This is a genomic window from Oleidesulfovibrio alaskensis DSM 16109 (genome assembly GCF_000482745.1).
Classification (GTDB): domain Bacteria; phylum Desulfobacterota; class Desulfovibrionia; order Desulfovibrionales; family Desulfovibrionaceae; genus Oleidesulfovibrio; species Oleidesulfovibrio alaskensis.
In genome coordinates this window covers 271,646-284,878 of sequence record NZ_AXWQ01000007.1, presented here as the reverse complement: position 1 = coordinate 284,878, position 13,233 = coordinate 271,646, and the positions used below count along the sequence as shown (strand labels likewise).

Annotated in this window: 10 protein-coding genes; 1 reads left to right on the top strand and 9 read right to left on the bottom strand. The window is 58.7% G+C overall.

Going from position 1 to position 13,233, the window contains the following annotated elements; translation table 11 throughout:
* Positions 1–21: 21 nt before the first annotated feature.
* From H586_RS0107955 to H586_RS0107920, 6 genes are all read right to left on the bottom strand, one after another.
* Positions 22–381 (bottom strand): response regulator, encoded by a 360-nt coding sequence (locus H586_RS0107955; protein ID WP_011366712.1) that lies wholly within the window; start codon positions 379–381, stop codon positions 22–24.
* Between the two features lie 184 nt (positions 382–565).
* Positions 566–2,701: a two-component system sensor histidine kinase NtrB gene (locus H586_RS18645; RefSeq protein ID WP_011366711.1), complete on the bottom strand. Its 2,136-nt coding sequence runs from the start codon at positions 2,699–2,701 to the stop codon at positions 566–568.
* Positions 2,698–3,600 carry a phosphate/phosphite/phosphonate ABC transporter substrate-binding protein gene (locus H586_RS0107940; protein ID WP_234702947.1) on the bottom strand — a complete coding sequence of 301 codons (903 nt, stop codon included), beginning with the start codon at positions 3,598–3,600 and terminating at the stop codon, positions 2,698–2,700. The genes H586_RS18645 and H586_RS0107940 overlap by 4 nt, the downstream gene beginning before the upstream one ends.
* A 200-nt stretch (positions 3,601–3,800) precedes the next feature.
* Complete coding sequence (locus H586_RS0107935; protein WP_011366709.1) at positions 3,801–4,448, bottom strand: hypothetical protein; 648 nt, start codon at positions 4,446–4,448, stop codon at positions 3,801–3,803.
* Between the two features lie 326 nt (positions 4,449–4,774).
* Entirely contained in the window at positions 4,775–5,929 is a 1,155-nt protein-coding gene (locus H586_RS0107925; RefSeq protein WP_011366708.1) for a sulfite exporter TauE/SafE family protein, read from the bottom strand.
* 70 nt (positions 5,930–5,999) lie between these two features.
* On the bottom strand, positions 6,000–6,773 hold the full coding sequence (locus H586_RS0107920) for a DUF169 domain-containing protein (RefSeq protein WP_011366707.1): 774 nt from the start codon (positions 6,771–6,773) through the stop codon (positions 6,000–6,002).
* 772 nt (positions 6,774–7,545) lie between these two features.
* On the opposite strand from H586_RS0107920, the gene H586_RS0107910 reads away from it, so the two are divergent.
* Positions 7,546–9,606 (top strand): type I secretion C-terminal target domain-containing protein, encoded by a 2,061-nt coding sequence (locus H586_RS0107910; protein ID WP_027181775.1) that lies wholly within the window; start codon positions 7,546–7,548, stop codon positions 9,604–9,606.
* 78 nt (positions 9,607–9,684) lie between these two features.
* Here H586_RS0107910 and H586_RS18640 read toward each other — a convergent pair whose 3' ends face one another.
* From H586_RS18640 to H586_RS0107895, 3 genes are all read right to left on the bottom strand, one after another.
* Positions 9,685–10,794, bottom strand: a complete 1,110-nt coding sequence (locus H586_RS18640; RefSeq protein ID WP_051363934.1) for a glycosyltransferase — start codon at positions 10,792–10,794, stop codon at positions 9,685–9,687.
* Positions 10,795–10,808: 14 nt separating this feature from the next.
* Positions 10,809–11,948, bottom strand: a complete 1,140-nt coding sequence (locus H586_RS20025) for a glycosyltransferase family 4 protein (protein ID WP_051363933.1) — start codon at positions 11,946–11,948, stop codon at positions 10,809–10,811.
* Positions 11,949–12,124: 176 nt separating this feature from the next.
* Complete coding sequence (locus H586_RS0107895; RefSeq protein WP_051363932.1) at positions 12,125–13,117, bottom strand: zinc dependent phospholipase C family protein; 993 nt, start codon at positions 13,115–13,117, stop codon at positions 12,125–12,127.
* Positions 13,118–13,233 lie beyond the last annotated feature (116 nt).

Here is a 13,233-nt window from a genome sequence, read left to right as displayed (position 1 = left end):
GGCCTGTGCCGTTCTTAAGCGTCAGCCGCGCAGCACATCGCTGACCTTGCTTTCCAGCTCGTCTTTGTCGATGGGCTTCACGCAGTATTCATTGGCACCCAGCTTCATGGATTCACGGGCCGTTTCCAGCGTGGGATACCCCGTAAGCATGATGGCTTTAAGCGCGGGCCGTATCTTCTTCAGCTCCTCCAGCACCTCGACGCCTGTCATGCGGCGCAGCTTTATATCCAGAATGGCCAGATCAACTTCGTTGCCGCGGGCGTGGGCCAGCGCTTCTTCCTCTTCGGTAAACGCCGTCACGCTGTGCCCTTTACGCTCCAGAATCCGTTTAATCAGCACTCCGGCATCAATCACATCGTCCAGAACCAGTATATTCGCCATGTCGCGCTCCCAGAATTCTTCGGCTGCGGCCCGCACATGCCGCTGCGGTGCCGGTGGCGGCAGCCCCGCTCCGGCGCAGGTGCCGTTAACAGAATATGTGCAATCCTACACGGTTTCACGGATATCATCCAGACAGACATAAGCCGCCGTCAGCGGCATGACCGGACAATTGCCGGTGCAGTTGTCAGCCACGCTGCGCAGCCCCTGCTCCGTCACTACGGCCTGTATGCCGTTCCGAATCGTCCGGAGCAGTGTCGTCAGATGCGGAATCGTCCGGCAGGGGCCAGTCAGGCGGTTCCAGCGGCAGCGTAACCGAAAACAGCGCACCGGGACCGGCCGGTTCGTCACCCCGCACTTCGTCCGGAATGACATCCGGCGGCAGGGGGCTGTGCACTGTTATTTCCCCCTCATGATCACGTATGATGCCGAACGAAACAGACAGGCCCAGCCCTGTTCCTTTGCCCACAGGTTTGGTACTGAAAAACGGGTCAAACACCGATGCCATGTTGTCTTTGCTTATGCCGGTACCGGTATCCGCAAAAAGGGCGCTTACCGTCAGGTTGTCGATATCAAGACGGGTACGCACCACAACCAGCCCGCCGCCTTCATTGGCCTGCACCGCATTGGAAAGCAGATTCATCCATACCTGTTTCAATTTGCCCGGATCGCCGTAGATAATAGGCAGACGGTCATCAAGCATGGTGACTATACGCACATTCTCAAGTGAAAACGCGTGCCGCACCAGCTGCACCACTTCCATGATGGAGTTGTTGAAACACATCTCCTTTTTTTCACTCTGCGAATGCCGTGAAAATCCCAGCAGGTCGGCAACGACCTTGCGGCAGAACTTGGCCTGCCGTTCGATGATTTTCAGATCCTCGTGCGTCTGCGAACCTTCGGGAACATCTTCCTGCAACAGCTGGGCGTATCCCAGAATAATACCCAGAGGCGTGTTTATTTCATGTGCCACCCCGCCGGCCAGACTGCCCACCGATTCCATTTTCTGCGAATGGATCAGCTGGTCCTGATAACTGCGGATTTCCGAAATATCACGGGCTGTTGACAAAATACCGGTCACTCTGCCGTTTTCATCGGTCACCGGCACCTTGACCACATGGAACCAGCCTTCCTTGCCGTCCACTGCCGCCTTCAGCCTTGCCTCGCGGCTTACGGTCACACCGGTGGCAAGGATGCGCACATGCTCCTGTTCCCGCTGGATGGCCAGTTCCGGCGGAAAGATATCTCTGTCTTTTCTGCCGGGCAGGTCTTCCGCCGGATGCCCCACCCAGTGACCGAAGGCTCTGTTGACCGCCAGATATGTTCCGTCGCGTCCGACCAGTGAAACAAGGTCGGGAGTTGATTCAATGATGGTACGCAGCAGCTTCTGCTGACGCGAAAGATCCTGCTCGGCCGCGCACAGTTCCGCCATATGCTGACGCAGCGACAGCGCCATGACGTCAAATGTTTCTGCAAGGTCCTGCAACTCGTCACCGGCCAGCCTGCCGTGAACGGGGCAGTCGGCACACGACGCGGCCATGTCATGTGCCAGACCGTTTTCCATGCAGCGCGTGTTGGCCACATGCCAGCACCGCCGCAGCGTATCACCGTACGCGGGGCAGTCGTCGCAGCCGCATTGTGTAAGCTGCCAGCAGTACGGCGCGTCGTGGGCTCCCACGGTCACATCCATGTTGCCGCGTACAATCTGTTCTGCATATTCACGCAGCATGCCCAGCCTGTGGGTTATTCTTCTGGCAAAATGCGTGGAAACAAGCACAGCCAGCAGCAGAGAGACCACTGTCAGTGTGGAAATGATGGAAACAAGCCGCTGCACGACCTTCTGAGCCTTGGTACGCGAAAGGCCCATGCGCACGGTGCCCAGACGCTCCTGCCCGATGCGTACCGCCACGGCAAAATCATAGATGCGTTCCGTGCCCGTATCCACCAGTCTGATACGGCGGGTGGCACCGTGGGGCAGCAGGTTCGCGGTGCGCAGCTCAACGGGAAAACCATCTTCAAACGAATGCACCAGCACCCTGTTGGCCTTGTCCAGCACAAAGGCATAACTTACGTCTTCATCAACTGTGGACAGTTCGTCCACCATGGTCTTGAGCCGCAGCAGATCCACCGACAGCATGGGGTCTGTCACTCGCAACGCAAGGTTGCTGGCCAGCACAAGCCCCCTGCGCCGCGATTCGGCCAGCAGTTCTGATGTGGAAATGTGAATGGAAACAACGGCCAGCACCACGGAAACAGCCAGCACTATCAGCGTGATGCCCACATTGAGCTTGTTGCGGAAACGCATCCGGGTAAGAGGACTCACCAGTCCACCTCCCCGTACAGATCAAGTTTGGACATCAGCTCCCTTATGGGGGCGTAATCGGCATCGGCAGCGGGAATTATACCGCGTATGCCCGCATTGGCCAGTATGCGCCCGCCTTCGGGTTCTTCCATGGACAGCCTGAACATGGCATTGCGTATGCGGTCGACCACCGCGGGGTCCAGCCCCTTGCGCGCGGCATACACCCAGCCGGGGTACGCCTGTGTGGTTGCGACAACCCGTATGCGTTCCGGATCTATTTTGTCACGCACGATATCCAGCGTACCTTCCCGTATGGAAGCAAAGTCGTACTTGCCCGCGTACACCGCAAGGACAGCTTTTTCCTGCTTGCCTCCGGGGCCCGGAGCAAAATCCACGGCCGCAAAATCATCCGTATCCAGCCCCATGTCGTGGAACATACCCAGCGCAAACAGATAACCGCCCGCGGAAAGCGGATCCACCGCTATCCAGCGTTTGCCCTCGCAGTCTTCAAGCCGCCGTATGCCGCTGTCGATGCGTGCGATTATCTGCCCGCGGAAAAAAGGTCTGCCCGACGGTTCGATGACTCTGGCAAAAGCGGTGGCCCCTTTCTGCGCCAGCCGGACGTATGTGAACGGATTGGAAAAAGAGATATCTATCTCGCCGCGCTCAACCATGCGGGTGTGTTCTTCAAACGTGTCGGGAAACACCTGACGCATGGTAAGGCCCGATTCCCGCTCAAGATATTCCACCAGCGGGTTATGCCGCGTGTAGGACGTGGTGTGCGAATACTGGGGCAGGTAGGCGTAGGTGACCGCCTCTGCCGGTTTGGCCACCACAATACGTTCGCGGTGCGACAGGTCCACCCGCACCACTTCTTCATTTTCGCCGCAGCCCCCCGCCAGAACGCAGAAAAGCAGCAGGAACGCAAAAAGTTCCGGCTGCCTGAAAAAAATACGGCGCAGAGCGCTTTCCCCTGCTTCTGCGGACAGAGCGCCTCCGCCGGCCCGCGCGGCCTTTCTTCTGTCTGAGTTCTCCAAACCGTCACCTGCCCTCAGTCCGAATCAGTATATCCGCTCCGTCAGCCCCTGCGCAGCGCAGCCGCAACCGGCACGCTGCGGCATTATACGGTGTCCGTTTTCTTTTCCGCTGCACTGCATGCAGTGTCCTGTCCTCCGGCATGGCCCGCCTGCGGCGAAGCAAGCTCGCCCCACGAGACAACCTTGCCGGCAGATTCCGCCGATTCGCGGCGCAGTCCTGCAACCCTGCGGAAAAAAGGAAACCTGTCGCGCACACGTGAAAACAGGATGCGCAGAGGAATGTACGTCATGAAAAATACAAAAGCATATCCCAGAGCCCAGCCGCCGTACGGAACATGGTACAGCTCGACACCGCGGAACCTGCCGTCAAGCCAGTGCATGGCAAACGGCACCGGCCACAGGCTGACGGCAAACAAAGCCGCCCCGCTGAAAAAAACCTTGCCGAAATATTCATTGGCCCAGCGGTTTGTGGCTTTGTAGGTGGCTTTATCCTTGTGGCGGATAGCTTCCACCGAAAGATTGTGCATGCGCACCATTTCCCGCTGCTGCCCGTCATAGAACTCTCTGTTCCACAAGTACACAAGAGCACCGGAAAATTCGCCCAGCAGGATACACCACAGCGAAAGGCAGGCCGTACCCAGCCAGAAGGCCGGTTCTGCCCACGGCAGCCAGCGGTACGGCGCTATGATAACGGCATCCAGCAGCAATATAAACAGATTCCAGTACTCCATCAGGGGCTACTCCTTTACGGACGATACTAGCAGGGCCGGAGCCGTGCGTCATCCTATTCATATGCATGCCCGCACAGCAGAACCGGCACCTCCGCATGGCGGAACAGAGTCGCAGCGGTGCCGGTCCGGCTGAAAAGCAAAGTCCCGGCGGCGAGAGGGGCGGGCTTCCGGGGCAGGAAACCATCTCGCGCACCGGGTGCTCTGCGGCTGCACTGCGGGCAGCAGTACAGGCAAATACGGGCAAGTGAAGAGGGAACAAGGCGGGCGGATAGCAGCGTTATCCGCCCGCCGCAGGGGTCATGCAGTGCCGCGGCACCGCCCGTCTGCTAGAACGGGGGCAGTACGGCGTAACCGAGGAAGCCCTTGGTCACGTAGCGGATACCCACGTAGAAGGCGAGCACGATGAAGATGCGCTTCAGCCATACATCGGGGATATACTTGGAAGTACGGGGACCGATGAAGGAACCCACAAGGATGCCGACCAGTTCAACACCGATGAGCTGCCAGAACACCGGAGTGCCGCCGGCCAGCATGTAGGTGGTGATGGAGGTCACCATGCCGATGAGAACAGCCAGAGCCGAAGTACCGGCCACAAGGTACATGGGCAGACCGGCAACGCTGGTCAGGAACGGCACCAGCAGGAAGCCGCCGCCCACGCCGAGGAAAGAAGCCATGCCGGCGATGAAGAAACCGCCGATGGCAGGAACCATGGGGTTGAAGGAGAATTCAACACCGAAGAATGTGAACACGACTCTGTTGAGCGAAATGCTGACAACCTTGACGCCCTGTGCGGCGGTATCAACCTTTGCGCCTTCGCGTTCTGCCTTCATGGAAGCTTCAAAAGCCTTTGCAGCTTCCTTGGCAGCCTTTTTGCCTGCCTGACCTCTGGGAGAGGTTTCGTACAGCAGGTAGCAGCCGAGGAACAGAACAAACAGGCCGAAGTAACCGATGTAGGACTTCAGTGAAATTTTACCGGCGGTCAGCCACGGAATAAGGGTGGAACCCATGACGGAACCGATGCCCAGCGCCAGACCGAGGGGCAGCACCAGACGGCCCATCTTCCAGTAGTTGAAGGAAGACATACCGGCAGAGGTACCAACCAGCCACTGGTTGGACACGCGGATGGAGTCGGTGATGACCTTGTTCAGCGCGGGAGACGTTTCCTTGAAGCTGGAAGCGTAGTTGCCGAAGCCGAAAATGGTGATGTGGCCCACACCTGCCATGATGCCGCCGAAAGCGCCGACAGTGGAGAAAATCCAGCCTACCCAGCAGGCCCAGAAGAAGCCGAGAATCAGGTTGACGTTGGGAGCGCCCGCAATACCCAGATAGCCGGGAGCCGCATTGGGGTCGATCTGTCCGGCACCGGTGCCGGCGGGGGTGGCGGCAATGGCGTCAGCCAGCCGGTCTGCCAGAGCGGGTTGTGCACCGGCCAGAATAACCAGCCCGAGCAGACCCAGAATCAAAAGATGCTTGTTTTTCATGGTGCTGTTCTCCTTTGCTATGCGCCCGCCGCCGCGCTGCATGCGGCGGCGGACAAACAAACCCTTCAGGTTAATCCTTTGCTTTTTTAAATACGATAAGCGGGCAGTTTTTGCACACGTCCGCACCGGGGAAGCCGTCTCCGGGCTTGGTGATGGAAGAGCTGCCCAGCTTTTCCATGCGCTCGAGCAGGCGTTCGTACACCATCTGCATCTGCTCGCCGGGAATAATGACGTTGATTTCGCCGCGTTCGGTCTTGCCGGCGTTGTAACTGCCGGAACAGGCGGGCAGCATGTTGAACTGCTTTTCCACCATGGTGTACACGTTACCGCCGCAGGCGGAAGAGTTCATGGTGATCTGCGGACGCAGGGGGTGGGTGTCTGTGGCGGCCATGTAATCCACGGCCAGATGATAGGCCTGCATGTTGTCGCAGTAAAAGTGCACGGTATCGGGCATAAATGTGGCATCGGCCAGAGGAGCCACCGCAATGCCTATAAGACCTTCGGGCAGGCGCGATTTGGTTTCAACAAACCGCTTGGCCTGATCAAGGTCCTTACAGTATTTGGCATGGCTCTTCACTTCGGCTTCGTCCAGATCTTTCCAGCCGAAGCTGAAAACCGCGTTGCTGCAGCCCAGACCTTCGCGTTCGGAATAGACGGTCTGCCCCTTCATGCGGGCGGCTATCTGCCACTGACAGAATGTCATGGCCTTCAGCGGAGTGTAGTACTCGGTTTCAGCCTTGAACTTGTCCACTTCTGCCTGATCAAAGAAAAATTTAACAGCGACAGGGTAATGGTACAGGCGCAGTTCGTGCATGAGGGTGGCTTGCATTTCCTTGAAATTCACGGCGGTACTCTCCTTTTCGTTGTGCGGAAAGGGCGGTTCCGGAGGCTGCATCCCCACGCGCCTGCCTGTATCGCCCTCGCGTCTTGCTGTGTTGTCGACGCTCACTACCAATGCCCGCACTACCGCTCAAGATTCTTTGCGAATGAGAAAAAAAGGATTTTTTTTCACGAACTCACCCTCTCAAACCCTCTCAAAACATCACCTGATTGTGAATCATTTAACAATTAGACAACGCTAAGGTAATAAAATCAGAACATTATAACAAAATAACCATATATACCACATGCCTCGCAGGGCAGCACTTTTACCGGACAATGCCACAAAGAGAGCAGAAAAAGACCAGTGCGTTCTGCTTTCCGGACCGGAAAAGCGCCTTGCACCATAAAGCACAACCGGCACCGCTCTGCCCGGGGCCGGAATGCAGGTAACAGTACCACACAAGCGCAACCTGTACAGCACAAATACACGTTTCAATCATGCCTGTGCCCGCAGTGTCAGTTTACTTTACAGAAAAAAACACTTTTGCCCTCCGGAGCATTTTTCAGCCTGCATAATATTGCCCGCAGCGCCGCAACAACATATCTTTCTGAATACTACTGTGCTTTATACGTACCTGATGCGTGCAACATGACGGCAGCAATATGAAAAATATTGCCCGCGCCGGCGGCAGCAGGTACATACCCCGCGGCACGGGCTGCCCACGGCAGTCCGCACGCCGGAAACACGGCCAGTATCACCCGCAGCAAAATGCTGCCGGGGGGAGGGATAAGCCATGACTACCGCAACAACAACCGATACAGCCCGACAGGGACAGGTTCTGCTCCGGCGGCCCGAAGCGGGCCGGCAGACGGAACTGACGACCGGAGCTCAGGCCATTATGCTGGGCTTCAATCTGGATGAAGCAACGCTGGTGCAGGATGGCGGCGATCTGATTTTCCAGTTTGCCGACGGCGGCACCATTACGCTGGAAGGCTTTGTCGATGGCCTTGCAGCGGGTGAAGCTCCGCAATTGACACTTGCCGACGGCACCGTGCTGGACGGTCAGGCGTTTTTCCAGATGCAGGGACTTGAAATTGAAACAGCCGCCGGTCCCGGCGCAGCAAGCGGCGGGTCGGGGGAATATTCCGACGATCCCGGCCTGCTGTACGACGGCATCGATCCGCTTGACCCCATCGGTAACGTCAACTTTGTCAATCCGTTGCCCGAAGGCCCGCTGGACGAGGAAGGTCTGGACCCCGACGACGGCGGAACGGGCGCAGGCGGCACGCTGTCCACACTTATTGTGGGCAGCAACGAAGGTGACAACCTGACCGGCACACAACCGCACACCGACCGCGTGGACGACGGCACGCAAGTGCCGGTGGACAGCGGAACCATTACCGGCACCGGCGGCAATGATGTGCTGGTGGGTGATGCGCAGGGTCAGCTGGAAAACGCCAACGTGCTTGTTGTCATCGACATGTCGTACAGCATGTCCGAATCCATATCAGACGGAAACGGAGGCACGCAGGCGCGCTACGAAGCGGCGGCAAAGGCGCTGAGCGACTTCATCAGCAAATACGCAGGCCACGACAACATAAACCTTGCCGTGACCACGTTCGGCTACACCACGCTTACCGGACCGGTAACTATCGACCTGACCAACCCCGATATGGCCACCGTCATAAGCAACGCGCTGCATGCACTGGGGATTGACCAGCCGCCTGTGAACCCGCAGGGAACCAACTTCGACGCCGCCATGGAAACCGGCAGAGAATGGTTCGATGCCGCCAATCAGGACCCCGGTCATGCCGGTTACAAAAATGTAGCCATCTTTGTAACCGACGGCGCCCCCACGGTGCACAATGATCCGGGCAGCACCGACGGGTACGACAAAGGCTCCAGCCTGAACGGCAAGGTAATGGACCAGAACGACTTTGACCCCGCGCTGGACGGATACAACGCACTTATCGGCGCATCATGGGGTGTGGAGGTCCATACCTTCGGTCTCGGACAGGCTGACACCATAATACGCACCCGTCCCGGCGAGGATATCAACCCCGCGGGTGACGAGACCGCAGGCTGGGTGGCCGATCAGTTCGACAACACCGGCGGATCGGAATTTGTCAACACCACCCCCGATCTGTCGCATGCCATGCAGAATGTCCATCAGCAGCTCGGCGACGACCTGCTGACCGGCGGCGACGGCAACGACATCATGTTCGGCGATGTGCTGAACACCGACGGCATCACTTCCATCAGCGGCAACGCAAGCATAGACGCCCACCCCGACGGACAGGGCTGGGCTGTCATGCAGAAGCTGGTCGCTGCCGGTGAATCGTGGGAAAACATCGTCGACTATATCCGCGACAACCACGAAGCTCTTGCTTCCGGTTCGCGCTACGGCGGCGACGACACACTTGACGGCGGAGCCGGAGATGACATCATGTACGGCCAGAGCGGCAATGATGTGCTGCTGGGCGGCGCCGGAAACGACATTCTGGTGGGCGGACCGGGCAACGATACGCTTGAGGGCGGAACCGGTGCCGACACCTTCATGTGGCATAACGGCGATCAGGGCACAGTAACCACGCCTGCACACGACCACATCATGGACTACGACACCACACAGGGTGACAGCCTTGATCTGCGCGACCTGCTCTCCGGCGTGTCTTCGGACAGCAACCTGCACGACAACATCACCATAAGCAGCGACGGCACAGACACCACCATCAGCATACACGCCGACGGTGCTCCTACACAGGTGGTGCAGGAAATCACCCTGCACGGAGTGGATGCCACATCCATGACCGATCAGCTGAACGAACTGAACATCATTCTGGGAACCCCGTAACAGCAACGGGGGCAAAAAAACACCAAAGGGCGCCGCAAAGGCGCCCTTTTTCATTCATATCCTCCGCCGCTCCCGCAGTCAGCGGGCCGCCTGACGGACAACATCGGTATACAGCTGTTTCCATTCCGCCACGTGCGCCGAAAATCTGAACCGCTCCGCCACGGCGCTCCCCTTTGCACGCATGGCATCAAGCCGCTGCGGGTCATTCAGCAGGGCTGTCAGGCCATCCGCCCATACGTCTTCATCCAGCGGCAGCACAACGGCGGCATCCTCCGTAACTTCCTTTACCGGCACAGTATCGGAAACAACCAGCGGCACCCCGCAGGCCAAGGCTTCCAGCGCTGCGTTGGGAAAGCCTTCCCAGCGGGAGGGCATGACAAAAACACTGCGCCGGTCGCAAAGCCCCTTCAGCACCGCGGGCACATCGCTGCGCATACCCGTAAAAACAACCTGTGACGCAATGCCCAGTTCTCCGGCCTGCTGTTCCAGCGCCGCACGCTCGCCGCCGTCGCCCATCAGCACAAAGAACGCATCAGGCACATCGGCGGTTATTTTCCGGAAGACGCGCAGAAAAAAGTCCATATTCTTCACCGGCACCAGCCTGCATGCCGTCACCAGCACAGGCGCCCCCTGCGGCACCAGAGTACCCGCATCCGCCGCAGCAGCGCTGAAATGCCCCTCGGGAATACCGTTGTACACCACCCGCGAAGGTGCGCGGAACAGGTTGTGATCCTGCTGCACCACGGCATCAACGGCCTGTGATACAGAGACAAACATGGCTGTGCGCGCCGAAAGAAGCTTGTTCATTATTCTGCGCACCGGCTTGGTCTCGCGGGCCATGGTGCGTATGTTGGTGATGACAGGCACTCCGGTGCCCGCCGCGGCAAGCCGGGTATGGTAATTGGCGGCAAAATGCATGGTCTGTATAACATCCGGCTGCAAACGGCGCAGCAGGCGCCGCAGCCTCAGTGTCGTATCCAGCCGGTGTGTGCCTGCCGGCAGACCGCGCCTTCCCACGTTGACCACGGACACGCCCGCCTCCGCAAACAGCGGCACCAGATCACCCTTTCCTGTCATGTTGACCACGGTAACGCGGCAGCCTTCGCGCTGCAGGCAGGGCGTGATGTTCAGCAGCCAGTTTTCTATGCCTCCGCGGAAAAGTCCGCCGATAACGTATACAATATGCATCTGTGTTCCTTGTTTCATGGCCTGACGGGTCGGCGTGCGGCACGCACGTCATCTGCCAGCGCCAGATAGCGGGCGAACATATCGCGCTCGTCAGGGGCCGAAGCGGCAATACCGGATCTGTCCAGCCTCAGGGCCTTATCCACGGCCTGCGCCACGGCACTGTCATCCAGAGAACGGCATACCGCACCGGTCACGCCGTCCTGCACAATCTCCGCACTGCCGGCCAGATGCGATGTAACAACGGGCACTCCTGCCGCCACGGCTTCGGCTATGACCAGACCGAACGGATCGTAGCGGGTGGGCAGACAGAAGGCATCCAGCGCATGAAAAAACTGCGGCATATCGGCCACGGCTCCGGCAAAGCGGACCCTGTGCTCCACGCCCAGCGCAGCGGCCTGCTGTCTGTACGGGGCGGCATTATCACCGCCTGCCACCAGCAGCACCACATCTTCGGGCAGACCGCGCAGACTGCCTATACAATGGGCCAGTCCCTTGCGCATAAATATATTGCCCGCAAACCCCACTATGCGCCGTGCGCCCGCACCGGGCCAGTACCGTTCGCGCGCAGCCACGCGCGCCGCCTCATCCGCGGGATGAAAGCGTTCCGTGTCCACCCCGTTATGAATGACGGTCACCTTGTGGCAATGCTGCGGATAGCTTTGGCACACCTCGTCCCGTGTCATGCCCGAAGGCACCAGAATGCGTTGCAGCTCGGCGGAATCAAGGACTCGGCGTTCCTGTGCGGGAACATATCTGTTGTACAGATTCCACCACCGGCTGCGCATTTTACGGCGTTTTTCCTTTTCGGGCAGGCCCTCCAGCGAACGCCTGAGAAAAGTGGCATGTACGCCTGTCTGCCGCACAATGGCGGCACCGCGGACATATTCAAACGAAAAAGGCACCCCGCGCGTACAGGCGATGTACCGTTCTGCCCTGCGGAAAAACGATGCATATTTGAGCAGCCTTGTGGGCCGCAGCATACCCAGTTCCACCACGTGCTCCGCCAGCGGACCGTGCGGTTCCTTGTTTCTGCCGCAGACAAGCTGAAAAGGAACCCCGCGGCTCTGCATATACCGGCAGAAACGATAGGCCACCCCTTCGCCGCCTGTGGAAGGATCGCAATATTTCACAATGACCAGAACTGGTTCCGGCATGTTTTTTCTCCTGCATGAATGCGGCACGGCGTGCGATTACCCGCGCCAGATATCAGGGCAACACGTTGGTACACCGTGCCGCCGTCGCGGGCAAGCGGCCGCCGCCTGATGCCGCACACAAAAAAAGGAAGCCGGATGGCTCCCTTCTGACTGGCAGACGCACAGACAGACTGCAGTCACGCAGCCTGACAGGCAGTACGACCGGCCGGAAAATCTAGTGACGCAAGACGCGGGTCAAGAGGAAACAATACCCCTTCACATCCGCCGGCAACCGTGCCGGAACGGCCCCTCCGGACGGTTCGCAACCCGCGCAAAGCCCGCCTGACGGCGCCTCCCTGCGTCCGGCTGCGTATGGCTGCCAGATTGTGCTCGCCTATGGGGTCAATGCCCGTCACCACCGAACCGAAGGGGTCGGAAAGAACATCCACAACGGCCCGCAGCGAGACATTGAGCATTTCAGCCAGATAAACAGCATTCATGCCGAAAGGCAGCACTCTGTCCACAAGCTTGACCGACCGGCGCCAGCGCCGATGGCCACACAAGGCCACACTGCCCATAAAAATCTGCTTTTTAACAAAAAAAGGCACCCGCTGCGGCGTCACAGCGGCCCGCAGCACCCTGTCTGCCTCGGCCGAACCCAGCCGGTACAATGCGCCTGCCGTGCCTCTGTTCCACGGAACCATGCAATCGGCCAGCATTTCGACATAAACATGACTCAGCTTGCTGCCGCCTGTACTGCACATGCTGTTGGGCACATAGTGGTTGTGGGCCACCGTATCCGCCGCAAGATGAGAAAGATAGCCGTAGGCATAGGCTTTAAGACGGGGCGAGTCGGCACTGCGCAGCAGCGTGTGTGCGGTTTCCCAGTTGTGGCTGTGACCGGGGGTGACGGCACATCCTTTGCCTATGAAAATATCGGCACTGAGCGCCCCGTAGCGGAAAACCGACTCATACGCGGAAATAACAGTAGCCACACCGGCAGGCAGCAGGGTCAGGTTGGCAAACAGCCACTCGGAACAGGCCATGTGCACCCCCGGTCCCCATGCCATGGCCGCATCAGGCAGAAGCAGCAGCATGAAAATACTGAAAGCCACCGCCAGAGGCCATCTGCCAGTGCGTCCGGCGCCGGGCGTTGCGCCGCGCCGTACAATTTTATCACCATGCTTCATGAGAATATATGCTTCCGGTGATTCCGGTCGGTTTGTGCGTTTTTCCACAGAATGTGTACCGCTAAAGATTCTTTTTACGCAATGTACCAAACACCCTATGTACTAGCTCTCCGGCA